Source organism: Pseudomonas oryzihabitans NBRC 102199 (assembly GCF_000730625.1).
GTDB lineage: Bacteria > Pseudomonadota > Gammaproteobacteria > Pseudomonadales > Pseudomonadaceae > Chryseomonas > Chryseomonas oryzihabitans.
Window position 1 is genome coordinate 63,352 of the sequence record NZ_BBIT01000021.1, and the last position, 24,356, is coordinate 87,707.

Here is a 24,356-nt window from a genome sequence, read left to right on the forward strand (position 1 = left end):
GCCAGCACCGTCAGAGCGCCCCGGCCCCGGCCCTGACCACGCTCCACCTGGCGCAGCAGGCGACTGAGCACATCGGCCAGGAGCACCAGCACCAGGAAGGTCAGCAGCAGGCTGGCCACCTCGCCACCGGCGAACATGCGCAGCGACAGATCGACCTGCTGGCCGAGCCCGCCGGCGCCGACGAAGCCCATCACCACCGAGGCGCGAACGGCGCACTCCCAGCGATAGACGCTGTAGGAAATCATCTCGCCCGCGGCGTTGGGCAGCACGCCATAGACGAAGGCCTGCAGGCGACTGGCGCCCTGTAGCAGGAGGGCCCGCGCCGGGCGTGGATCGACCGATTCGAAGATTTCCGCATAGACCTTGCCCAGCATGCCGCCGTAGGTGATGGCGATGGCCAGCACCCCGGCGGTGGGACCCAGGCCTACGGCGCGGACGAACAGCAGCGCCCAGACGATCTCCGGCACGCTGCGCAGGACGATCAGCACCCCGCGCACCAGTCCGCGGAGCAGGCGCGGCAGGCGGCCTGGACGTCCGCCGCGGGGCAGGGCGGAGATCGACAGGACACGGGTGGCGAGCAGGGCGGCGGGCAGGGCGATCAGCGCCGCCAGGGCCATGCCCAGGGTGGCGATGGCCAGGGTTTCCAGGGTGGCGCGCCCGAGCACGGCGAGAAAGTCGGCGTCATGGGCGGGCGGCCAGAAGCCGGCGAGAAAGTTGCCCATGGTGCGGGCGTTGTCGCCGGTGAAGAGACCCAGCAGATCGAATTCCGCCAGGCGCAGCGTCGGCCAGGCCAGCAGCAGGGCCAGCAGGGTGAGCAGCAGTCGGGACCGGGCGGCCGGGTCCTGGCGGGGCGAGGTCAGCATCGCGGCAGGTCGAGCGGTGTCTCGGCTGGGGCCGGGGCGGCAGGCTTGAGGGTGGTGCTCAGGCCTTCATTGGCATAAAGGTCGGCGAGGTCGGTCGGGGTGACCGCGCTGGCGGGCTTGTCCCACAGCAGCCGCCCGGCCCGCAGACCGAGGATGCGCGGAAAGCGCTGCAACGCCAGTTCGACGTTGTGCAGGCTGGTGACCAGGGTGGTGCCCTGGCGCGCCGCGGCGTCGCTCAGCACCTCCAGGGTATGGGCGGCCAGCACCGGGTCCATGGCCGACACGGGTTCGTCGGCGAGCAGCAGCTGCGGCTGCTGGTAGAGCGCCCGGGCGATGCCGATGCGCTGCAACTGGCCACCGGACAGCTGATCGCAGGAGGAGTAGAGGCGATCGGCGAGATCCAGCGGCGCCAGGGCCGCCGCGGCGCCGGCGCGATCCAGCGGATGCACCAGGCTGACCAGGCTGCGCGCCAGCGACCACTGGCCGAGACGGCCGGCCAGCACCGCGGTGATGACCCGCTGGCGCGCTGGCAAGGGCGGCGCCTGGTGGATCAGGCCGATGCGGGCGCGCAACTGGCGCCGCGCCCGGTTGCCCAGGCTCCAGGGCTGCTGGCCGAGCAGCTCCAGCTCACCCGCGAGCGGCCGCAGCCCGGTGGCCAGCAGGCGCAGCAGGCTGGTCTTGCCCGCCCCGGACGGACCGATCAGCGCGACCTGCTCACCCTGTTGCAGGTTGAGGTCGAGATCGGCCAGGGCGGGCGACCCGTCGGCGTGTACCAGCGTCACGCCCCTGAGGGCGAGACTCACTTGAGCAGGCCGGCCGCCAGGGCGGAAGCCTCGATGCTCTTGTAGTTGTCCGGCGAGGTCGGCACGAAGCGGCTGGCTGCCTGCAGGTCGAGGATCGCCTTGTCGGCCGGCTTGGCCGGATCCAGGTCGAGGAAGGCCTGCTTGATCTTGGCCGCCAGTTGCGGATCCAGATTGCCGCGCACCGTCCAGTTGTAGTCGTAGTAGGCCGGGGTGGTGGAGATGACCCGGACCTTGCTGGTGTCGACCTTGCCGGCGTCGACCAGCTTCTTCCACACCGAGGCGTTGAGCACGCCGGCATCGGCCTTGCCCGCGGCGACCCAGGCGACGGTGGCGTCATGGGCGCCGGAATAGGCCACCCGCGAGAAGAACTGCTCGGGGACGATGCCGTCCTGCTGCATGAAGTAGCGCGGCATCAGGCTGCCCGAGGTGGAAGAGACCGAACCGAAGGCGAAGGTCTTGCCCTTGAGGTCCTGCAGGGTCTTCACGACCGGGTCGGCGGTGATGAACTTGCTGGTGAACTGCTGATCTTCTGCGCGCTGCACCAGGGGGGTCATCGGCGCCTTGCGCTGCGCCTGGACGAAGGTGAAACCGCCGAACCAGGCCAGGTCCAGGCGATCCGAGGCCATGGCTTCCACCACGCCGGCATAGTCGGACACCGGGACGAATTTCACCGGCATGCCCAGGCGCTGCTCCAGGTATTCACCCAGCGGCTTGAACTTGCGGATCAGCTCGGTGGGCGCCTCGTCGGGAATGGCCGAGACGCGCAGTTCGTCGGTGGCGTGGGAGAACAGGGAGGTCAGGGACAGGGCCAGGCCTGCTGCCAGGGCCAGCGAACGCTTGAGCATGGGTTTCTCCGGTTCAATAGCGGAAAAAAAGGGGCTGCAGTATAGGGGGTGGCGCTGTTTTGCGCAGCCGCCACGAGGCCGCGGGCCTGGCAGGATGCAGCTGCGGCGTGGCGCGACGGCTCTGGGAAGGGGTCAGGCAGCGGACGCGACCCGGCGTGCGAGTCCGCTGCGGTGGTGTCAGGACGGGTCGGCGAGCACTCAGGTCTCGTCGAAGAAACGCTCGTTCCAGTCCACCAGGGGTTGCGGCGAATTGAGCTTCTGCCCGTAGATCACCGCATAGGCCAGCACGTTCTGCACGTACTGGCGCGTCTCGTCGAAGGGAATGGTCTCCACCCAGACATCGAAGGCCAGGTGGCGGGCGCCCGTCAGCCAGCGCTTCACCCGGCCGGGACCGGCGTTGTAGGCCGCCGAGGCCAGCACCCGGTTGCCGTTGAACTGGGCATGGACCATGGACAGATAGGCGGTGCCCAGCTGGATGTTCTTCTCCGGGGTCAGCGCCTGTTGCGGCGAGGCCAGGGGAATGGCGAACTTGCTGGCGGTATGGCTGGCGGTGGCCGGCATCAGCTGCATCAGCCCCATGGCGCCCACCCCGGAGCGCGCATCGGCCATGAAGCCGCTCTCCTGGCGGGTGATGGCGAACACCCAGCTGCTGTGCAGACCGCGGGTCTGGGCCTCGCGCACGAAGCTTTCGCGATAGGCGATGGGGAAGCGGATGTCCAGGTCGTCCCAGTACTTGGCCAGGCTGATGGTGCGGATCGCCGGGAAGTACCACTGCATGTCGTAGGCCATGCGGGCCTGGGCCACCAGTTCGTCACGGTTGAAGTGACGGCTGACATAGAACCACTCGCGGCGAGCATTGATCGGCTCGCCACGGGCGATGAATTCCAGGGCCCGCTGCACGCCGGGGGTGTTGCGCACCTTGCGCTTGAGGGCGTCGCTGAGCATCAGCGGCTTGTTGTTGAGCTGATAGGGCGCCTTGCTGCGGTCCGCGGCAAGGAAGCCATAGTAGTCGCGCTCGCGACTGACCTCGGCGTATTCCCGCAGCACCGCCGGACTCTGCGGCTGCATCAGCTCCAGGGTGCGGGCGCGCCAGTATTCCCAGCGATTGGCCTTGGCCAGGCTCGGCGGAAAGCGCTCGATCAGCGCATGGGCATCGCTCCAGCGACCCAGGCGCAGCAGCAGGCGGGCGCGCCATTCGCTGACGTCATCGTCCCGCAACTCGGGATCATAGCGCTCCATCAGCGGCAGGGCGCGCGGATCGAAGTTCTTCGCCAGGGTCAGGCCGATCTGGCGGGCGATGGCGACCTTTTCATCGCGGGTGAAGGGCATGCGCTGGCTGTAGACCTCGAGCAGGCTCATGGCCTGTTCCGGGTCCTGGCGCGCCAGCTTGCGCAGGCCCAGGCCGACCACGTCGGCGAGACTCTCGCTGGCCGGGGCGAAGGCCTGGACATTGGCGATCTGCTGCGGCTTCTGGGCCACGTCGATCAGCCGCTGGGCCTGGCCGGACAGCGTCGGCAACTGGGCGGACAGGGTGCGCACCAGGCCGTACTCGCCCTTGTCGGCGGCCAGCTTGGCACGCTCCCAGACGCGCTCCTCGGTGAGTTGCCCGCGCGCCGCCCAGGCCTGGAACAGGCCGTCGCAGGTGGTCGGCTGGGCCTTGCCCACCAGCCAGTATTTCTCCGCCAGTTTGAAGCCCTCGCTGGCATTGCCCTGGGCGATCAGGTACTGGCCGTGCAGGCAGTCCAGCTCGGTGAAGTTGAAGTCCGGCGAATAGTATTTCTCGAAGCGATTCCAGTCGCCGCGATCGGCCAGGCTGCGCAGCCAGCGCAGGCGCAGCCAGTTGGACTGCGGCAGATCGCCGTGCTCGGCGAGAAAGGTCTCGATCTCGGCATCGCTGGCCCCGGGAACACGCTTGATCAGCTCGTCATAGGCCAGGTAAGGCTCCAGCGGATAGGTGCGCAATTCACCGCGATTGGCCAGGTAGACACTGGCATCGCCGCGGTCCAGCGCCGCCTTGGCCTGGTCGTAGAGTTGCCGCTGCTGCTCCAGGGGAGCGGCTTGCGAGGTGGTGGAGCCGATCAGGGGAGCGAGGAGCAGGGGCAGGATGACGAACAGGCGACCGCGCATGGGAATTCCGTAAAAGCTGGATGCGGAGGGGGCGGCGCGCACTGCGCAAGGCAAGCGGCCGACCGTCACGGGGCAGTCTAGCTTACGTGCCGGTGCCAGGCGGCGAAAGCGTCGGCCATGGCCTGCCGTCGGGCGGTCCGGGCGTTTCGCCGGCTCGTGTCGACCGGCGCCGGGGTGGGCGTCTCTGCTAGACTGGCTGGCCTTTTTCGCGGAGAAACCCATGGCGCTGCTCAAGTTCACCAACGTATCCCTGGCCTTTGGCGTCACCCCCTTGCTGGACGGGGTGTCCTGGCAGATCGAGCGGGGCGAGCGGGTATGCATCATCGGCCGCAACGGCACCGGCAAATCCAGCCTCCTGCGCATCGTCAAGGGCGAGCAGCAGGCCGATGACGGCGAGGTCTGGCGCGCCCCGGCGCTGAAGATCGGCGAACTGCCGCAGGAATTGCCGCGCGCCGACGACCGCTCGGTGTTCGACGTGGTGGCCGCGGGCCTGGCCGGCGTCGGCGAATTGCTCGCCGAGTACCATCACCTGACCCAGGACACCAGCGGCGAACTGGATATGGAGCGGCTCATGCACGTCCAGCAGGAGCTGGAGGCCCGCGATGGCTGGCGCCTGCAGCAACTCGTGGAAAGCACCCTGAGCCGGCTGCAGCTGCCGGCGGAAAAGACCCTCGCCGAACTGTCCGGCGGCTGGCGGCGGCGCGTGCTGCTGGCCCAGGCGCTGGTGGCCGAGCCGGATCTGCTGCTGCTCGACGAACCCACCAACCACTTGGACATCGGCGCCATCGCCTGGCTGGAAGACGCCCTGCGCGGCTATCCGGGCGCCGTGCTGTTCATCACCCACGACCGTGCCTTCCTCCAGGCCCTGGCCACCCGCATCCTCGAACTGGATCGCGGCAACCTGATCGACTGGCAGGGCGACTACGCCAGCTTCCTGGTGCACAAGGAGCAGCAGCTGGCGGCCGAAGAGACCGCCAACGCCCTGTTCGACAAGCGCCTGGCCCAGGAAGAAGTCTGGATCCGCCAGGGCATCAAGGCCCGCCGTACCCGCAACGAAGGTCGGGTCCGTGCGCTCAAGGCCATGCGCAACGAGCGCAGCGAGCGCCGTGAGCGTCAAGGCAAGGCCAATCTGCTGCTGGAAACCGCCGACAAGTCCGGCAAGCAGGTCATCCTTGCCGAGCACATGAGCTATGCCCATCCCGGCGGCGAACCCCTGATCCGCGACCTGACCCTGCTGATCCAGCGCGGCGATCGCATCGGTCTGCTCGGCCCCAACGGCTCGGGCAAGACCACCCTGCTCAAGCTGCTGCTGGGTGACCTCCAGCCCACCGCCGGCAAGATCCAGTACGGCACCAAGCTGGAGATCGCCTATTTCGACCAGCTGCGCCTGCAACTGGAACCGGAAAAGTCGGTGATCGACAACCTCGCCGAGGGTCGCGAATTCATCACCATCAACGGCCAGGATCGGCATGTGCTGAGCTACCTGGGCGACTTCCTGTTCAGCCCCCAGCGTGCCCGCACGCCGGTCAAGGCGCTGTCCGGTGGCGAACGCGCGCGCCTGCTGCTGGCCAAGCTGTTCAGCAAGCCGGCCAACCTGCTGGTGCTGGACGAACCCACCAACGACCTCGACGTCGAGACCCTGGAGCTGCTGGAAGAGGTGCTGCTGAGTTTCGAGGGCACCGTGCTGATGGTCAGCCACGACCGGGCCTTCCTCGACAACGTGGTGACCAGCACCCTGGTGTTCGAGGGGGAAGGGCGGGTCCGCGAATACGTCGGTGGCTACCAGGACTGGCTGCGCCAGGGCGGCTCGCCGCGTCTGCTCGGCGTGCAGACCCGGGAGGACAGCAAGCCGGCGCCGGCCAAGGCCGAACCCGCGTCCGCTGCGGCACCCGTGGCCGCTGCCGCCGCACCGGCCAAGCGTAAGCTCAGCTACAAGGAGCAGCGTGAGCTGGACGCCCTGCCGGGCGCCATCGAAACCGCGGAGATCGAATTGGAGGCCCTGCAGACCGCCATTGCCGACCCGGGCTTCTACCAGCTGCCGAACGAGGTCACCCAGGCCAAGCTCGCCCGAATGGACGCGCTGCAGGCCGAACTGGATCGCCTCATCGAACGCTGGGCCGAACTGGAATAATCCAGCCCGGCCGCGGGATCAGGCCTTGTCTTTCTTCAAGGCTACCGCCAGGGTATCGCAGGGCGCGCCGTGCAGCAGGTCGTTGGACGTCGAGCCCAGCAGCAGCGCCAGGCCGTGACGACCGTGGCTGCCGACCACGATCAGGTCGCAGCCCTGTTCCTTGGCCATGCGGTGGATTTCCTGGCGCGGTTGGCCGTAGGCCAGCACGCAATTGCCGGCCAGCTCCGCATACTGGGTAGTGAAACCGTCCAGTCGCTCGCGGGCCTGCTCGATCTGCTGCTGCTGCAGCGACGACAGATCCATGGGCACGTCACCGCCAAAGGCCATGGCCATGGGCTCGACCACGTGCACCAGCGACACCTTGCTGCCACAGCACTGACCCAGGGCAACCGCACGGCGGATCACCGGCTGGCAATCTTCGGTCAGGTCGACGGCAACCAATATGTGTTGGTAGGCCATACACATCTCTCCTTCATGATGGGGCGCCAGACCGTACCGTGGCTGGCGCTCGATTCGCAGGCTCTAGCCCACTTGTAGTTTCGACTCCAGGAGTCGGGGATAGCTCCACGGCTATCTTGCACAGAAGCGCGCCAAGCTCAAGCGCCGGCCGTTGGAACCCCCGGTCGCGCTTTCCCCCTGCGTCCCAATTGACAAGTGCCCGCTTTTGCCAGAAGGTTGTGCGAGCCGTTCAAACGGTTGTATGAATTTTCGCCCCGGCCCGGCCGGTGCCCTCCACAGAACAATATCGGGGCTGGCGATTCTCGGCTTCCACCCAAGCCGCCGCCCGCTTCGCGACCAGGACTCAAGGGAGACCCGCTGATGATTTTCGAAGGCAAAGCCCTTTCGGTGCGCGACGTGGAGGACGGCATCGCCGAACTTCGCTTCGACCTCCAAGGCGAATCGGTCAACAAGTTCAGCGCCATCACCCTGCGCGAATTCCGCCAGGCCGTGGATGCCCTGAAAGCCCACGCCGGCCTGCGCGGCGTCATCGTCACCAGCGGCAAGGACGTCTTCATCGTCGGCGCCGACATCACCGAATTCGTCGAGATGTTCGGTCGGCCGACCGAAGAGCTGCAGGCCGGCATCGCCGAGATCAACCGCATCTTCAACGATTTCGAAGACCTGCCGGTGCCCACCGTGGCCGCCGTGGGCGGCATCGCCCTGGGTGGCGGTTGCGAGATGACCCTGGCCGCCGACTACCGGGTGCTGAGTACCGCAGCGCGCATCGGCCTGCCGGAAGTCAAGCTGGGCATCTATCCGGGCTGGGGTGGTACCGTCCGCCTGCCGCGCCTGATCGGCAGCGACAACGCCATCGAGTGGATCGCGTCCGGCAAGGAAAACGACGCCGCCACCGCTCTCAAGGTCGGCGTGGCCGATGCCGTGGTCGCCCCCGAGCACCTGTTCGACGCCGCCCTGGACCTGGTCCGCCGCGCCGCCGCCGGCGAGCTGGACTACCGCGCCAAGCGCAAGCCCAAGCTGGAAAAGCTGCAGCTCAATGCCATCGAAGCCATGATGGCCTTCGAATCGGCCAAGGGCTTCGTCGCCAGCCAAGCCGGTCCGCACTATCCAGCACCGCTGGAAGCCATCAAGGCCATCCAGAAGTCCGCCAACTACGGCCGCGACAAGGCACTGGAAGTCGAAGGCGCCGGTTTCGCCAAGATGGCCCAGACCTCGGTCTCCGCCAGCCTGGTCGGCCTGTTCCTCAATGACCAGGCGCTCAAGCGCAAGGCCAAGGTGTTGGAGAAGCAGGCCGCGCCGGTCAAGCTGACCAGCGTGCTGGGCGCCGGCATCATGGGTGGCGGCATCGCCTACCAGTCCGCGCTCAAGGGCACCCCGATCCTGATGAAGGACATTCGCGACGAAGCCCTGGAGCTGGGCCTGAGCGAAGCCAGCAAGCTGCTCAACAAGCGCGTCGAGAAGGGCCGCCTGGAGCCGGCGAAGATGGCCGAGGCGCTCAATCGCATCCGCCCGACGCTGTCCTATGGCGACTTCAAGAACGTCGACCTGGTGGTCGAAGCCGTGGTCGAGAATCCCAAGGTCAAGCAGGCCGTGCTGGCCGAGGTGGAAGGCCAGGTGCGCGAGGACGCCATCCTCACCTCCAACACCTCCACCATTTCCATCAGCCTGCTGGCCCAGGCGCTCAAGCGTCCGGAAAACTTCTGCGGCATGCACTTCTTCAACCCGGTGCACATGATGCCCCTGGTCGAGGTGATCCGCGGCGAGAAGACCAGCGAGAAGGCCATCGCCACCACCGTGGCCTACGCCCGCCAGATGGGCAAGAACCCCATCGTGGTCAACGACTGCCCCGGCTTCCTGGTCAACCGCATCCTCTTCCCGTACTTCGGCGGCTTCGCCGCGCTGCTGGCCCAGGGGGCCGATTTTCAGCGCGTCGACCGGCTGATGGAGAAGTTCGGCTGGCCCATGGGCCCGGCCTACCTGATGGACGTGGTCGGCATGGACACCGCCCACCACGCCCGCGACGTCATGGCCGAGGGCTTCCCCGAGCGCATGAAGGAAAGCCGCAAGACCGCGGTGGACGCTCTCTACGAAGCCCAGCGCTTCGGCCAGAAGAACGGCAAGGGCTTCTATGTCTACGAGACCGACAAGAAGGGCAAGCCGAAGAAGGTCGCCGACCCGGCCGTGGCCGAGGTGCTGGCACCGGTCACCTACGAGCAGCGTGAATTCACCGACGAGGAGATCGTCGAGCGGATGATGGTGCCGCTGTGCCTGGAAGCCGTGCGCTGCCTGGAGGACGGCATCGTCGAGAGCGCCGCCGAGGCCGACATGGGCCTGATCTACGGCATCGGCTTCCCGCCCTTCCGCGGTGGTGCGCTGCGCTACATCGACAGCCTGGGCGTGGCCGAATTCGTCGCCATGGCCGACAAGTACGCCGACCTCGGGCCGCTGTACCACCCGACCCCCAAACTCCGCGAAATGGCCGCCGCTGGCCAACGCTTCTTCGGTTGAGCCTGGAGTAAAGAAATGAGTCTGAATCCGAGAGACGTCGTCATCGTCGACTTCGCCCGCACGCCCATGGGTCGCTCCAAGGGCGGCATGCACCGTAACACCCGCGCCGAGACCCTGTCCGCGCGGCTGATCGACGCGGTCCTCGACCGCAATCCCCAGGTCAATCCGGCCGAGGTGGAAGACGTGATCTGGGGCTGCGTCAACCAGACCCTGGAGCAGGGCTGGAACATCGCCCGCATGGCGTCGCTGCTGACCCGCATCCCGCACACCAGCGGCGCCCAGACGGTGAGCCGCCTGTGCGGTTCCTCCATGAGCGCCCTGCACACCGCCGCCCAGGCGATCCAGACCGGCAACGGCGACGTCTTCGTCGTCGGCGGGGTGGAGCACATGGGTCACGTCGGCATGATGCACGGCGTCGACCCGAATCCCCAGCTGTCGCTGCATGCCGCCAAGGCGTCCGGCATGATGGGCCTGACCGCCGAGATGCTGGGCAAGATGCACGGCATCACTCGCGAGGCCCAGGACCAGTTCGGCTATCGCTCGCACCAGCTGGCCTGGAAGGCCACCCAGGAAGGCAAGTTCAAGGACGAGATCATTCCCCTGGAAGGTCACGACGAGAACGGTTTCCTCAAGGTCTTCAGCCATGACGAGACCATCCGTCCGGAAACCACCCTCGAAGGCCTGGCGGCGCTGAAGCCGGCCTTCAACCCCAAGGGCGGTACCGTGACCGCCGGTACCTCTTCGCAGATCACCGACGGCGCCTCCTGCATGCTGGTCATGTCGGCCCAGCGCGCCCAGGACCTCGGCCTGCAGCCGCTGGCCAGGATCCGCGCCATGGCCGTGGCCGGTGTCGATCCGGCGATCATGGGCTACGGTCCGGTCCCGGCTTCGCAGAAGGCGCTCAAGCGCGCCGGTCTGACCATCGCCGACATCGATTTCATCGAACTCAACGAGGCCTTCGCGGCCCAGGCCCTGCCAGTGCTCAAGGACCTCAAGGTGCTCGACAAGATGGAGGAAAAGGTCAATCTGCACGGCGGTGCCATCGCCCTGGGTCACCCCTTCGGTTGCTCTGGCGCCAGAATTTCAGGCACGCTGTTAAATGTCATGAAACAGAATGACGGCACCTTCGGCCTGGCCACCATGTGCGTGGGTCTCGGCCAGGGCATCACCACGGTGTTCGAACGCCTGCGCTGATCCGCCGCAGCGTGCGTCATCCGACCGGGGCGCCCCCAGGGCTGCCCCGGTTTTCTTTTTTCGAGGTGGAACATGGCATTGCAGACGGGACTCTACCGGCACTACAAGGGGCAGCAGTATCGGGTACTGGGCGTGGCCCGGCATTCGGAGACCGAGGAAGAGCTGGTCATCTATCAGGCGCTGTACGGCGAATACGGACTCTGGGCCCGGCCTCTGAGCATGTTTCGCGAGAGCGTCCAGGTCGATGGCGAGCAGGTGCCGCGCTTCGCGCTGATCAGCGTCGAAGCCGATCCCTTGGGTCTGGATGCCACGCCGCAGCCTTGACCTTGCCGACATCGCCACTATATATAGCGGTGCCGCGTTGGCCGACCGCCCCCGGCGCACCAGACTGAAGAAGTTCTGGTCCTCCATTCGCCGTTCCGGCGCTCGCCTTTCGCTCGCTCATCGCTTTCAAGCAGGAATCTGACTCTCCCATGGGTAAATCGCTGGTCATCGTGGAATCCCCGGCCAAGGCCAAGACCATCAACAAGTACCTGGGCAACCAGTACGTGGTGAAGTCGAGCATCGGCCATATCCGCGACCTTCCCACCAGCGGCGCCGGCACCGCCAAGGAGCCCGCCGCCAAGACGCGCAAGACCGCCGCCGAGGCGCCCGCGCTGTCACCCAAGGAAAAGGCCCGGCGCCAGCTGTTCGCCCGCATGGGCGTCGACCCCGAGCACGGCTGGAAGGCCCACTACGAGATCCTGCCCGGCAAGGAAAAGGTGATCGAGGAGCTGCGCCGCCTCGCCAAGGACGCCGACACCGTCTATCTCGCAACCGACTTGGACCGCGAAGGGGAGGCCATCGCCTGGCACCTGCGGGAAGCCATCGGTGGCGACGACTCGCGCTACAAGCGCGTGGTCTTCAACGAGATCACCAAGAAGGCCATTCAGGAAGCCTTCTCCCAGCCCGGCGAGCTGGACATCAATCGCGTCAACGCCCAGCAGGCGCGGCGCTTCCTCGACCGCGTGGTCGGCTACATGGTCTCGCCGCTGCTGTGGTCGAAGATCGCCCGTGGCCTGTCCGCCGGTCGGGTGCAGTCCGTCGCGGTCAAGCTGGTGGTGGAGCGCGAACGCGAGATCCGCGCCTTCGTCCCCGAGGAATACTGGGAGATCCATGCCGACCTGGCCACGCCGAAAAAGGCCCAGGTGCGCTTCGAAGTGGTGCGCGAGAAGGGCGAAGCCTTCAAGCCGCTGAACGAAGCCCAGGCCAAGGCCGCCCTGGCCAAGCTGGAAAAGGCCGCCTATCGCATCGCCAAGCGCGAAGACAAGCCGACCAGCAGCCGGCCCTCGGCACCTTTCATCACCTCCACCCTGCAGCAGGCGGCGAGCAATCGCCTGGGCTTCGGGGTGAAGAAGACCATGATGATGGCCCAGCGTCTCTATGAGGCCGGCTACATCACCTACATGCGTACCGACTCGACCAACCTGTCGGGCGATGCCATCGCCATGGCCCGCGGCTATATCGAGAGCGAATTCGGCAAGCAGTACCTGCCGGAAAAGGCCAACGTCTACGGCAGCCGTGAAGGCGCCCAGGAAGCGCACGAGGCCATCCGCCCGTCCGACGTCAACGTCAAGCCCAACAGCCTGTCAGGCATGGAGCGTGACGCCGAGCGCCTGTACGAACTGATCTGGCGCCAGTTCCTGGCCTGCCAGATGCCGCCGGCCGAGTACCTGTCCACCACGGTGACCGCCGCGGCGGGTGATTTCGAGCTGCGTGCCCGCGGCCGCATTCTCAAGTTCGATGGCTACACCCGCGTCCTGCCGCAACAGAGCAAGCCGGGCGACGACGACGTGCTGCCCGAGATGAAGCAGGGCGAGGACCTCGGCCTGGTCAAGCTCGACCCGAGCCAGCATTTCACCAAGCCGCCGGCGCGCTTCTCGGAAGCCAGCCTGGTCAAGGAACTGGAGAAGCGCGGCATCGGCCGACCCTCCACCTACGCGGCCATCATTTCCACCATCCAGGATCGTGGCTACGTGACGGTGCACAACCGCCGCTTCTATGCCGAGAAGATGGGCGACATCGTCACCGATCGCCTCAACGAAAGCTTTGCCAACCTGATGGACTTCAGCTTCACCGCCAACATGGAAGGCAACCTGGACAACGTTGCCCAGGGCGAGCGGGACTGGAAGAACCTGCTCGACGAATTCTATGGCGACTTCAAGCAGAAGCTGGAGACCGCCGAGGCCGGCGAGAAGGGCATGAGGGCCAACCAGCCCACCCTGACCGACATTCCCTGCCAGGTCTGCGGCCGGCCGATGATGATCCGCACCGCGTCCACCGGGGTGTTCCTCGGCTGCTCGGGCTATGCCCTGCCGCCCAAGGAACGCTGCAAGGCCACCATCAACCTGGTGCCGGGCGACGAGATCGCCGAAGACGACGAGGGCGAATCCGAGTCCCTGGTCCTGCGCGGCAAGCACCGTTGCCCCATCTGCAGCACGGCGATGGATGCCTACCTGATCGACGAGCACCGCAAGCTGCACGTCTGCGGCAACAACCCGGACTGCCCGGGCTACGAGATCGAAGAGGGCAGCTATCGCATCAAGGGCTACGAAGGCCCATCGCTGGAATGCGACAAGTGCGGCAGCGAGATGCAACTCAAGACCGGGCGCTTCGGCAAGTTCTTCGGCTGCACCAATCCGGCCTGCAAGAACACCCGCAAGCTGCTCAAGAACGGCGAGCCGGCCCCGCCGAAGATGGACGCCGTGCCCATGCCGGAGCTGCGCTGCGAAAAGGTCGACGACACCTATGTGCTGCGCGATGGCGCCTCGGGGCTGTTCCTGGCTGCCAGTGGCTTCCCGAAGAATCGCGAGACCCGCGCGCCGTTGGTCAGCGAATTGCTGCCCCATCGCGACGAGATCGATCCCAAGTACCATTATCTGCTCAGTGCCCCGGTGAAGGACTCTGAAGGCCGTCCGGCGGTGATCCGCTTCAGCCGCAAGACCAAGGAGCAGTACGTGCAGACCGAGGTCGAGGGCAAGCCCACCGGCTGGAAGGCCTTCTACGACGGCAAGAAGTGGCAGGTGGAAGAAAAGCGCTAGCGTCTCTAGCGCCAACTGCAGACAGGAGGCCGGCGTGAGCCGGCTCCAGGAGAAGGGCATGGCCAACGAGCGTTATACCCGCACCAACCAGAAGCTGTACTTTGCCGGTCTGGCCCTGGAAAACTGGCGCCTGGCCCAGGCTGCGCCCGCCGCGCAAAGCCAGGGCCGGATCATGGCCGAGCGGGAAGCCTGCCTGTTTCACCTGCACGGCGCGCTGCTCGGTCTCTGCCAGGAGGTGGCGGGTTTTTACCGGCACCCCACCATGGAGGCCACCTCGCTGGCGGTGCTGCTCGCGCCCGCCGCCCTGGATGAGGCACCCAGCCCGGAGATAGGCGAGCTCGTCGAACTGGCCGGCAATCCGGAGACCTGGCTGGCGCGACTGATCGCCGAGTACCAGCGGCTGCTGCAGCCGCCCCAGGCACCCCGGCGACCCAAGCAGGATCCGATGCTGCCCTTGATCGAGGCGGTCAGCCTGGAGCCGGCCGAGCCGGAGCTGGGTCTCGAAGAGGTGGAAGCCTGGCGTGAAAGCCTCAAGCAGACGGCGCTCAGATTCCGTGGCGCCATGACCGAGTGGTAGGGCAGTTCTCGCTACAATGCCGTAGAGGCCGTCAGGATGATGGCCTTGCAGACCGTCGAAAAAGGCTCAGGCAAGTCAGCCTCTCAGACCCCACGCTGTTACACTGTCCGCTTAGCTGTGGAGATACTGAATGACTACTGCCTACCTGGAAATCGTTGAACTCTCCGATGGTCGCATCGTGTTGCGCCGTGCGGACGACGAGGAAGCCCTCGTTACCCTGGAGTTTTCCAGCGATGCCAAGGATTTCCTGCATGGACAGCAGATAGAGGTGGCCAAGGCCATGTTCAACCTGGGTGTGCAGATGGCCGGGCGCCTGGCCGAAGGCGATAGCCTCCAGCGCGACGATCAACCGCGCGTCCTGCACTGATTCTTTTCCAGATCCGGCATTCCGTCCTGGAATGCCGCCGCTACATCCCGTCCCGCCGCCTGCTTCCTACGCGAATCTGACGTTCAGACTCTGGCTGTTGCCCTGGGCCGCGGCACGTGCCAGCTGCTGCTTGCCCGCATCGCTCAGGTCGTGCAACCAGCTGATCACCGTATGGCTCTGCCCCTTGCGCAGCACCTCGCAGGCCAGTTGCAGCGTCTTGGCAGCGCTCGGCGTCTGCAGTAGCAGTACGCGCTCCGGATTCAGATGGGTACTGCGCAACCAGGCGTTGCTGAGCAGCGACGGCGGGGTGACCAGGGTCAGCCAGCGGGCATCGTCCTTGTCGCTCAGCTGGCGCAGGATGGGCGCCAGCAACTGCAGGCACTGTTCCTGGCTGCCGTGCAGGGACATCTCGCTGAAGGTGTCCGGCAGTGGAGCGGCGGGCAGTTCTCGGGCCGGCTTGCCAGGCTTGGGCAGAAAGGCGGTCAGCTCCTGCAGCAGGAACTCCGGTGCCAGATCCAGCTCTTGAACCGACGAGCGCGGCGCATCGAACATCAGGGGAAATTGCATGGCGACCTCCTGGAGGCGACTCGATCAAATCCACACGAGATCATGTACCACGGATACATGACGTCACTGTGCTCAGCCTGGTCTTGAGCGCTTTCCGGAGCGCGAACAGATACCCCCGATCAAGACTTCGGCGTAAGGCATAAAGGCGTGATAACGGCTGGCCCGAGGGCCAGCCTTAGACGTTAGCGGCGGATGACGCCGACGCTTAACCCTTCGATGGCGAATTCCTGGGTGGAAAGATCGACTTCGATAGGGGAGAACTCGGGATTTTCCGCCAGCAGGGTGACCTGGTTGCCCGAGCGCTTGAATCTCTTCACGGTGACTTCGTCGCCCACCCGGGCCACGACGATCTGGCCGTTGTGCACTTCGCGGGTCACATGGACGGCCAGCAGGTCGCCATCGAGGATGCCGACATCTCTCATGCTCATGCCCTTGACCTTGAGCAGGTAGTCGGCACGCGGCTGGAAGAAGGCCGGGTTGATGGCGCAGTTTTCCTCGACGTTCTGCTCGGCCAGGATGGGGGCGCCCGCAGCGACCCGACCGATGACCGGCAGGCTCTCGTCGGCCTTGCGCGAGGTATCCAGACCCGGGATGCGGATGCCCCGGGAGGCGCCCGGCGTCATCTCGATGGCACCCTTGCGGGCCAGCGCCTTGAGGTGCTCCTCGGCCGCATTCGGCGATTTGAAACCAAGCTCCTGCGCGATCTCCGCGCGGGTAGGCGGAAAGCCATTGGCTTCGAGGCAACGCTTGATGAAGGCCAGGATCTCGGCTTGTCGCGGTGTCAGTTTCAGCATGATGCACGTCGCGTCGTCTAATGATGCTGTGATTATATACAGTAAGTCCGGGTGGTAGGCAAGGCCGCCGACCTCGACTTCGGACGACAGGCCGCGATCGTGACCAGAAGCCCGCAGAGGGTGGAAAGACGCGGCTTCCAGGCCATTGGCTGGTGGCTCGCCGGCCGAACCGCGATTGACTTCGATAGCGTTTGAAACATATGTTTCAAACGGAATTCATCTACCGGGGAAGGTCATGGCGCAGTCGGATACCGTGGAGCGCATTCTGGATGCGGCCGAGCAACTGTTCGCCGAGCGCGGCTTTGCCGAGACCTCGCTGCGACTCATCACCACCAGAGCCGGGGTCAACCTGGCGGCGGTCAACTATCACTTCGGATCCAAGAAGGCCCTGATCCAGGCGGTGTTCTCGCGCTTTCTCGATCCCTTCTGCTTCAACCTGGAACGGGATCTGGATCAGTGGCAGCCCAGGAATGGCGAGGAGGTGAGCCTGGAGGCGCTGCTGAATCTGCTGGTGGATCACTCCCTGGCCATCAAGCCGCGGCATGGCAATGACCTCTCGGTGTTCATGCGGCTGCTGGGACTGGCGTTCAGCCAGAGCCAGGGCCACCTGCGCAAATACCTGGAGCAGACCTATGGCCGTGCCTTCCGCCGCTTCCTGCTGCTGGTGAACCGGGCAGTTCCCGAGATTCCGCCCCTGGAGCTGTTCTGGCGCGCCCACTTCATGCTCGGCGCAGCGGTGTTCAGCATGTCCGGCATCAAGGCGCTGCGGGCAATCGGCGAGAACGACTTCGGCGTCGATACCCACACCGACCAGGTGCTGCGGCTGATGGTGCCCTTTCTCGCCACCGGCATGCGGGCGCCCACGGCGATGCACGCACCGGAACTGGCCCAGGCCCAGTATCGGCCGCGGCGGCCGGTCGCCGTGGAGACGGCCGAGACCTACTAGGCTGCGGCATCAAGGGTGGCTGGGGTAAGCTTGCGTCCCTTTCACGGCGCCGTGCGCCGGAGCATTCGGACGAGGTACCCATGCAAGGCTCCCTGATGGTCGATATCGCTGGCACCTGGCTCACCGCCGAGGATCGCCAGCTGCTGCGTCAGCCGGAGGTGGGCGGACTGATCCTGTTCGCCCGCAACATCGAAACCCCGGGCCAGGTTCGCGAGCTATGCCGTGCCATCCGCGCCCTGCGGCCGGAACTGCTGCTGGCCGTGGACCAGGAAGGCGGTCGCGTGCAGCGCCTGCGTCGTGACGTGGTCCGCCTGCCGGCCATGGGGCAACTGGGCGGTCGCGCGGACAGCGCGGAACTGGCCCGCCTCTGCGGCTGGCTGATGGCGACCGAGATCCTGGCGGTGGGCCTGGACTTCAGCTTCGCACCGGTGCTGGACGTCGACCATGGGCGCAGTCAGGTCATAGGCGCACGTTCGTTCGGCAAGGCCGAGCAGGTGATCGAGCTGGGTGGTGCCTTCATCGCCGGCATGGGCGACGCCGGTATGGCCGCCACCGGCAAGCACTTCCCCGGGCATGGCTGGGCCGAAGCCGATTCCCACTATGCCATTCCCACCGACGAGCGCGATCTCGATACCCTGCTGCGCACCGACCTGCGCCCCTTCCAGGCCCTGTTGCCGACCCTGGGCGCGGTGATGCCCGCTCACGTCATCTATCCCGCGGTGGATCCCCAGCCGGCCGGCTTTTCCCGGCGCTGGCTGCAGGACATCCTGCGCGGCGAACTGGATTACCAGGGCGTGATCTTCAGTGACGACCTGTCGATGGCGGGCGCCCACGTGGCGGGCGATGCCGGCCAGCGCGTCGAGGCCGCGCTCAGCGCCGGCTGCGACATGGGGCTGGTGTGCAATGACCGCGCAGCGGCCGAGCTGGCCCTGACCCGGGTGCAGCAGTTGGGCGTCTCGCCCGCGCCGCGGCTGGCCAGCATGAGGGCCCGCCGCCACGTCGATCTCGATTACCGGCAGCAACCGCAGTGGAGTCTTGCCCTGCGGCGGTTGCGCCAGGCTGACCTCATCTAAAGGACATTCCCATGACTACCTACGCCATCATCGGCGGTACCGGCCTCACCGCGCTCGCGGGTCTGGAGCTGGACCAGGCCCAGACCTTCGAGACGCCCTGGGGCGCGCCCTCGGCGCCCGTGCAGCGCGGCCACTATGCCGGGCGCCGGGTGCTGTTCCTGGCGCGCCATGGCCATCCCCATCGCATTCCGCCGCATCAGGTCAACTACCGCGCCAATCTCTGGGCGCTCAAGGAGGCCGGGGCCGAGGCCATCGTCGCGGTGAACGCCGTGGGCGGTATCCACGCCGCCATGGGCAGCGGCCATCTGTGCGTGCCCCATCAACTGGTGGACTACACCTGGGGGCGCGGCCATACCTTCTTCGAAGGGGCCGACCTTGCGCACGTCACCCACATCGACTTCAGCTTTCCCTACGATGAGCCCCTGCGGCAGCGTCTGCTCGGGGCACTGCGCAGGCTGCAGCTGCCGCACAGCGACCATGGCGTCTATGCCGCGACTCAGGGGCCGCGCCTGGAGACGGCGGGGGAGATCGTCCGGCTGGAGCGCGACGGTTGCGACATCGTTGGCATGACCGGGATGCCGGAAGCGGCCCTGGCCCGCGAATTGGGCCTGCCCTACGCCTGCCTGGCGCTGGTGGTGAATCCGGCGGCCGGCAAGGTGCAGCGGGAAATCACCATGGCCGAGATCGAAGCCGTCCTGGCCAGCGGCATCGACGAGGTGCGGCAGGTGCTGGCCGAGGTGCTGGCCGGCTGATAGCGCTCAAGCCGCTCCCGGGATCGACCGGGAGCGGCTCTTCGATCAGCTGGCGGCGGGCGTCAGGCGGTCGAACAGGGCTTCCAGGACGTTGAAGCGCTCTTCCGCCCGCTCCATGGGTACCTGGAACTTGAACAGGGTCGCGCCTTCCAGCCGGTACTTCTTCGGCTGCGCCTGGATCATCTTCACCAGCACCAGCGGATCCACCTGGGTGTCGGCGGCGAATTCCAGCCGTCCGCCCTGGGGCCCGGCATCCACCTTGACGATGCCCAGGCCTTCCGCACGCAGCTTGAGCAGCGTCAGGCGCACCAGGTTCTTGGTCGGTTCCGGCAGGAGCCCGAAGCGGTCGATCATCTCCACCTGCAATTCCTTGAGGGCGTCTTCGTCCGCCGCCGAGGCGATGCGCTTGTAGAGGATCAGCCGCGCATGGACGTCGGGCAGGTAGTCTTCCGGGATCAGCGCGGGCACGCGCATGTTGATGTCCGGACCGCCGCCCAGGGGTTGTTCCAGGTTGGGCTGCTCGCCCTTGCGGATGGCCTTGACCGCGCGCTCCAGCATTTCCATGTAGAGAGTGAAGCCGACCGCCTGGATCTGGCCGCTCTGGCCTTCGCCGAGCAGTTCGCCGGCGCCGCGGATCTCCAGGTCGTGGGTCGCCAGGATGAAGCCGGCCCCCAGGTCCTGGGCACCGGCGATGGCTTCCAGGCGCTTCTCGGCGTCCGGCGTCATGCCCTTGCGCGGCGGGGTGAGCAGATAGGCATAGGCCTGGTGGTGACTACGGCCGACCCGGCCGCGCAGCTGGTGCAGCTGGGCCAGGCCGAACTTGTCGGCGCGCTCGATGATGATGGTGTTGGCATTGGGCACGTCGATGCCGGTCTCGATGATGGTCGAGGCCACCAGCACGTTGAATCTCTTGTGGTAGAAATCGCTCATCACCTGTTCGAGATCGCGTTCGCGCATCTGTCCGTGGCCGATGCCGACGCGGGCCTCCGGCACCAGCTCGGCCAGTTCGCGGGCCCGCTTCTCGATGGTCTTGACCTCGTTGTGCAGGAAGTACACCTGGCCGCCGCGCAGCAGTTCGCGCAGCAGGGCTTCCTTGATCACCGCGTTCTGCTCCTCCATGACGAAGGTGCGCACCGAGAGACGCCGAGCCGGCGGGGTCGCAATGATGGACAGGTCGCGCATGCCGGCCACGGCCATGTTCAGGGTGCGTGGGATCGGCGTGGCGGTGAGAGTGAGGATGTCCACCTCGCTGCGCAGCGACTTGAGCTGTTCCTTCTGGCGCACCCCGAAGCGGTGCTCTTCGTCGATGATGGCCAGGCCCAGGTCCTTGAACTTCACGTCGCCCTGCAACAGCTTGTGGGTGCCGATGATGATGTCGATCTTGCCTTCGGCCAGCTCGCGTGCGGCGGCGGCGACTTCCTGGGCCGACTTGAAGCGGCTCATCACCTCGACGCGTACCGGCCAGTCGGCGAAGCGATCGCGGAAGCTGTTGTAGTGCTGCTGGGCGAGGAGGGTGGTGGGGACCAGCACCGCCACCTGGCGGCCACCGTGCACGGCGATGAAGGCCGCGCGCATGGCCACCTCGGTCTTGCCGAAGCCCACGTCGCCGCAGACCAGGCGATCCATAGGCGTGCCCGCCAGCATGTCCCGGTGCACCGCCTCGATGGCGGCCTGCTGGTCCGGCGTCTCCTCGAAGGGGAAGCCGGCGGAGAAGGTGGCGTAGTCCGCCGCCGGGTCCTTGAAGGCATAGCCTTTGCGCGCGGCGCGCCGGGCATAGATGTCGAGCAGTTCGGCAGCCACGTCGCGCACCTGTTCGGCGGCCTTGCGCTTGGCCTTCTGCCAGGTCTCGGACCCCAGCTTGTGCAACGGCGCCAGGGCGTCGTCGGTGCCCGAGTAGCGGGCGATCAGGTGCAGGTTGGCCACCGGCACATAGAGCTTGGCGTCGTCGGCGTATTCGAGCAGCAGGAATTCCTGGGGCTGGTCGTCCAGCTCCAGGGTGATCAGGCCCATGTAGCGGCCGACGCCATGGTCGATGTGCACCACCGGCGCGCCTTCGCGCAGCTCGGTGAGGTTCTTGATGACGTTCTCGCCGGCGTCACGGCCTTTCTCGCGCCGGCGGCGCTGCATGATGCGCTGGCCGAACAGCGGATTCTCCGGAATCAGGGCGACCCCGGCGTCATCCAGCACCAGGCCTTCGTCCAGCGGCGCCAGGGCGATGGCGATGCGCTCGGCGCTGGCCTGGAAGGCCGCCCAGCCGTCGACCTGGCCAGGGCGCAGGTTCAGTCGGGCGAGCAGCTCCAGCAGCACCTCGCGGCGACCGGCGCTTTCCGCGGTGAACAGCACGCGACCGGGGAAATCGGTGATGAAGTGCTCCAGGGCCGCCAGCGGCTGGCTGGCCTTGGCGTCGATGGCCAGGTCCGGCAGGGCGCGTGCGGCGAAGCGCTCGCGGCCCACGCCGGCTTCCAGGTCGTCCGCGCCGATGACCACCCGCGGCCAGGCCTTCAGCCGGGCGAAGCAGTCTTCCACCGGCAGGAAGACATCGGCCGGCGGCAGCAGCGGCCGCTCCGGATCGACCCGGCGGTCTTCGTAGCGATTACGGACATCGATCCAGAATTGCTCGGCCGCCTGTTCGATACCCGGCAGGGAAAACACCTGGGTGTTGGCCGGCAGATAGTCGAAGAGGGTCGAGGTCTCGTCGAAGAACAGCGGCAGGTAGTACTCGATGCCTGCCGGGGTGATGCCGCTGGCCAGATCCTGATAGATGGGGCAGCGGCGATAGTCCACGTCGAATCTTTCGCGGAATCGCGCACGAAAGCCGGTCACCGCCTCCTTATGCAGCGGGAATTCCCGCGCCGGCAGGAGACGGATGCTGTCGACCTTGTCGATGGATCTCTGCGTTTCCGGATCGAAGGTACGCAGCGTCTCGATCTCGTCGTCGAACAGGTCGATCCGGTAAGGCAGGTTGCTGCCCATGGGAAAGAGATCGATCAGGGCGCCGCGCACGGCGAATTCGCCGTGTTCGTACACCGTATCCACATATCTATAGCCGGCCGCTTCCAGGCGCGCGCGGGTGGCTTCCACGTCCAGCCGCTGGCCGACGTCCAGCACCAGGCTGCTGCCGAGCAGGAAGCGAGTGGGCGCCAGGCGGTGTAGGGCAGTCGCCAGAGGGACTACCAAAATGCCGTGGGACAGCTCCGGCAGCCGATAAAGGGTGGCGACACGCTGGGAGATGATGTCCTGGTGGGGCGAGAAGACATCGTAGGGCAGCGTCTCCCAATCGGGAAAATTCAGTACCGGAAGTTCAGGGGCGAAGAAGCGCAGTTCCTGCTCCAGGCGATCAGCGGTCTGGCTGTCCTGGGTGATCAGCAGGGTGAAGCGGCGGGTCGCGGCCTTGGCGGCTTCAGCGATGGCGAGGGCTAGCGCGGCGCCGGGCAGATTGCCCCACTGCTGGCGGCCGGCGGTTTCAGGAATTGACGGGGTACGCAAAACTGACACGCGGGCGGAACTCCGGTGGATTTCGGGAGGGTTGGGATTGTAACGACCGGGCTTTCACGCTGTCAGTGCAGCGACGCGCGTAGATTGCCTGGGACAGGCAGCGCGGTCATAATGTAGTTCCTTTTTTCAGCTCCTACATAGGGAAGGATTTGTCGTGAGTCAGAAGCCTGAGCAGTGCCTTGAAGAATGGATCGATCGCGAAGCGCTCGCCGAGGCCATGATTCCCCTGATTGGTCAGCTGTACCGTAACAACAATGTTGTGACCTCCATTTACGGTCGCGGTTTGGTCAACCGTTCGGTGATCTCCATTCTCAAGGCCCACCGGTTCGCCCGCCAGATCGACAACGTCGAGCTGTCCGTGCAGGACACCTACCCGCTGGTCAAGGCCCTGAGCGAGCTGGAACTGGGCGCCGCCTCCATCGACCTCGCCCGCTTGAGCCTGAAATTCAAGGCCGAAGGCGCCGGTCGCGACCTCAAGGACTTCCTGCGCAGCGAGCTGTCCGCCGTGGTCGGCAAGCAGGGCGTCGAGCAGCGCAAGGGCAAGGACGTGGTCCTCTACGGCTTCGGTCGCATCGGTCGTCTGCTGGCGCGCATCCTCATCGAGCACCAGGGTAGCGGCGACGGCCTGCGCCTGCGCGCCATCGTCGTGCGCAAGGGCGCCGACAATGATCTGGTCAAGCGTGCCAGCCTGCTGCGTCGCGACTCCGTGCACGGTTCCTTCGACGGCACCATCACCGTCGACGAAGCCAACAGCACCCTGTGTGCCAACGGCACCCTGATCAAGGTGATCTACTCCAACGATCCCACCACCGTCGACTACACCCAGTACGGCATCCAGGATGCCATCGTGGTCGACAACACCGGCAAGTGGCGCGATGCCGAAGGCCTGGGCCAGCACCTCAAGTGCAAGGGCGTCTCCCGCGTGGTGCTGACCGCACCCGGCAAGGGCAGCCTGAAGAACATCGTGCATGGCATCAACCATGACACCATTACCGCCGAAGACACCATCGTCACCGCGGCCTCCTGCACCACCAACGCCATCGTGCCGATCCTGAAGGCGGTCAACGACAAGTACGGCATCGTCAACGGTCACGTCGAGACCGTGCATTCGTACACCAACGACCAGAACCTGATCGACAACTTCCACAAGGGCGATCGCCGTGGCCGCAGCGCCGCGCTGAACATGGTCATCACCGAGACCGGCGCCGCCAAGGCCGTGGCCAAGGCACTGCCGGAACTGGCTGGCAAGCTGACCGGCAACGCCATCCGCGTGCCGACGCCCAACGTCTCCATGGCGATCCTCAACCTGAACCTGGAAAACGCCACCAGCAAGGACGAGATCAACGAGTACCTGCGCGAGATGGCGCTGCACTCGCCGCTGCACAAGCAGATCGACTTCGTGAACTCGCCGGAAGTGGTGTCCAGCGACTTTGTCGGCTCCCGCCATGCGGGTGTGGTCGATGCCGGTGCCACCATCGTCAGCGACAACCGTGTCGTCCTCTACGTCTGGTACGACAACGAGTTCGGCTACAGCTGCCAGGTCGTGCGGGTGCTGGAAGAGATGGCGGGCGTCAATCCGCCGGCCTTCCCGGCCTGAGTCTTGCGTCCTAGGCAAGGCTGACTTGCAAGAAAAAACGGGAGCCCGCGTGGCTCCCGTTTTCGTTTTGACCGGGTTTTGCGCCACAATAGCGACCCGTGACAAGAGGTCGCAGCCCCCTGGGGCGATCTCGCGCCGGATCCGACCTCTCGCGAGGCGGTCCGGCTCCAGCCGTCGC

The 24,356-nt window shown here is 66.2% G+C and carries 18 protein-coding genes and 1 pseudogene; 11 read left to right on the forward strand and 8 right to left on the reverse strand.

The window, feature by feature from the left end; genetic code table 11:
- Positions 1-50: 50 nt before the first annotated feature.
- The 4 genes and pseudogenes from POR01S_RS24075 to POR01S_RS20870 form a co-directional block, all read right to left on the reverse strand.
- Positions 51-863: pseudogene (locus tag POR01S_RS24075) on the reverse strand (PhnE/PtxC family ABC transporter permease); the annotation flags it as partial.
- Positions 857-1,666 carry a phosphonate ABC transporter ATP-binding protein gene (locus tag POR01S_RS20860; protein ID WP_042138135.1) on the reverse strand — a complete coding sequence of 270 codons (810 nt, stop codon included), beginning with the start codon at positions 1,664-1,666 and terminating at the stop codon, positions 857-859. The pseudogene POR01S_RS24075 and the gene POR01S_RS20860, both read right to left, overlap by 7 nt.
- The gene (locus tag POR01S_RS20865; RefSeq protein ID WP_042138139.1) at positions 1,663-2,511 is read right to left on the reverse strand and encodes a putative selenate ABC transporter substrate-binding protein; all 849 of its coding nucleotides are present in this window, start codon (positions 2,509-2,511) and stop codon (positions 1,663-1,665) included. The genes POR01S_RS20860 and POR01S_RS20865 overlap by 4 nt, the downstream gene beginning before the upstream one ends.
- 198 nt (positions 2,512-2,709) lie before the next feature.
- Entirely contained in the window at positions 2,710-4,638 is a 1,929-nt protein-coding gene (locus tag POR01S_RS20870; RefSeq protein ID WP_007162379.1) for a transglycosylase SLT domain-containing protein, read from the reverse strand.
- A gap of 220 nt (positions 4,639-4,858) precedes the next feature.
- On the opposite strand from POR01S_RS20870, the gene POR01S_RS20875 reads away from it, so the two are divergent.
- A complete protein-coding gene (locus tag POR01S_RS20875; protein ID WP_042138140.1) occupies positions 4,859-6,769 on the forward strand; it encodes an ATP-binding cassette domain-containing protein in 1,911 nt (636 codons plus the stop codon).
- 18 nt (positions 6,770-6,787) lie between these two features.
- On the opposite strand, the gene POR01S_RS20880 is transcribed toward POR01S_RS20875, so the two are convergent.
- Positions 6,788-7,228 carry a universal stress protein gene (locus POR01S_RS20880; protein WP_007162381.1) on the reverse strand — a complete coding sequence of 147 codons (441 nt, stop codon included), beginning with the start codon at positions 7,226-7,228 and terminating at the stop codon, positions 6,788-6,790.
- A 360-nt stretch (positions 7,229-7,588) separates the two neighbouring features.
- Between POR01S_RS20880 and fadB the strand changes: the two genes are divergently transcribed.
- The 6 genes from fadB to POR01S_RS20910 all read left to right on the forward strand — a co-directional run bounded on the left by fadB (position 7,589) and on the right by POR01S_RS20910 (position 14,954).
- Positions 7,589-9,736: a fatty acid oxidation complex subunit alpha FadB gene (gene fadB / locus POR01S_RS20885; protein ID WP_042138142.1), complete on the forward strand. Its 2,148-nt coding sequence runs from the start codon at positions 7,589-7,591 to the stop codon at positions 9,734-9,736.
- A gap of 15 nt (positions 9,737-9,751) precedes the next feature.
- Positions 9,752-10,930, forward strand: a complete 1,179-nt coding sequence (gene fadA / locus POR01S_RS20890) for an acetyl-CoA C-acyltransferase FadA (protein WP_007162383.1) — start codon at positions 9,752-9,754, stop codon at positions 10,928-10,930.
- Positions 10,931-11,002: 72 nt separating this feature from the next.
- The gene (locus tag POR01S_RS20895; protein ID WP_027598370.1) at positions 11,003-11,254 is read left to right on the forward strand and encodes a DUF1653 domain-containing protein; all 252 of its coding nucleotides are present in this window, start codon (positions 11,003-11,005) and stop codon (positions 11,252-11,254) included.
- A 149-nt stretch (positions 11,255-11,403) separates the two neighbouring features.
- Positions 11,404-14,010, forward strand: coding sequence for a type I DNA topoisomerase (gene topA, locus POR01S_RS20900; protein WP_027598369.1), 2,607 nt, complete (start codon positions 11,404-11,406; stop codon positions 14,008-14,010).
- Positions 14,011-14,068: 58 nt separating this feature from the next.
- A complete protein-coding gene (locus tag POR01S_RS20905; protein ID WP_042138145.1) occupies positions 14,069-14,587 on the forward strand; it encodes a DUF6586 family protein in 519 nt (172 codons plus the stop codon).
- 130 nt (positions 14,588-14,717) lie between these two features.
- Positions 14,718-14,954 (forward strand): hypothetical protein, encoded by a 237-nt coding sequence (locus tag POR01S_RS20910; RefSeq protein ID WP_007162387.1) that lies wholly within the window; start codon positions 14,718-14,720, stop codon positions 14,952-14,954.
- A 66-nt stretch (positions 14,955-15,020) separates the two neighbouring features.
- On the opposite strand, the gene sulA is transcribed toward POR01S_RS20910, so the two are convergent.
- Together sulA and lexA are read right to left on the reverse strand one after the other, a co-directional pair.
- The gene (sulA, locus tag POR01S_RS20915; RefSeq protein WP_007162388.1) at positions 15,021-15,521 is read right to left on the reverse strand and encodes an SOS-induced cell division inhibitor SulA; all 501 of its coding nucleotides are present in this window, start codon (positions 15,519-15,521) and stop codon (positions 15,021-15,023) included.
- A 182-nt stretch (positions 15,522-15,703) separates the two neighbouring features.
- Positions 15,704-16,315, reverse strand: a complete 612-nt coding sequence (gene lexA, locus POR01S_RS20920) for a transcriptional repressor LexA (protein WP_007162389.1) — start codon at positions 16,313-16,315, stop codon at positions 15,704-15,706.
- 235 nt (positions 16,316-16,550) lie between these two features.
- Between lexA and POR01S_RS20925 the strand changes: the two genes are divergently transcribed.
- The 3 genes from POR01S_RS20925 (at position 16,551) to POR01S_RS20935 (ending at position 19,086) form a co-directional block, all read left to right on the forward strand.
- Entirely contained in the window at positions 16,551-17,261 is a 711-nt protein-coding gene (locus POR01S_RS20925; protein WP_007162390.1) for a TetR/AcrR family transcriptional regulator, read from the forward strand.
- 80 nt (positions 17,262-17,341) lie between these two features.
- A complete protein-coding gene (gene nagZ / locus POR01S_RS20930; protein ID WP_027598366.1) occupies positions 17,342-18,334 on the forward strand; it encodes a beta-N-acetylhexosaminidase in 993 nt (330 codons plus the stop codon).
- A gap of 11 nt (positions 18,335-18,345) precedes the next feature.
- Positions 18,346-19,086, forward strand: a complete 741-nt coding sequence (locus tag POR01S_RS20935; protein ID WP_042138147.1) for an S-methyl-5'-thioinosine phosphorylase — start codon at positions 18,346-18,348, stop codon at positions 19,084-19,086.
- A gap of 45 nt (positions 19,087-19,131) precedes the next feature.
- On the opposite strand, the gene mfd is transcribed toward POR01S_RS20935, so the two are convergent.
- The gene (gene mfd, locus POR01S_RS20940; protein ID WP_042138149.1) at positions 19,132-22,581 is read right to left on the reverse strand and encodes a transcription-repair coupling factor; all 3,450 of its coding nucleotides are present in this window, start codon (positions 22,579-22,581) and stop codon (positions 19,132-19,134) included.
- 154 nt (positions 22,582-22,735) lie between these two features.
- Between mfd and POR01S_RS20945 the strand changes: the two genes are divergently transcribed.
- Positions 22,736-24,178: a glyceraldehyde-3-phosphate dehydrogenase gene (locus tag POR01S_RS20945; RefSeq protein ID WP_007162394.1), complete on the forward strand. Its 1,443-nt coding sequence runs from the start codon at positions 22,736-22,738 to the stop codon at positions 24,176-24,178.
- Positions 24,179-24,356 lie beyond the last annotated feature (178 nt).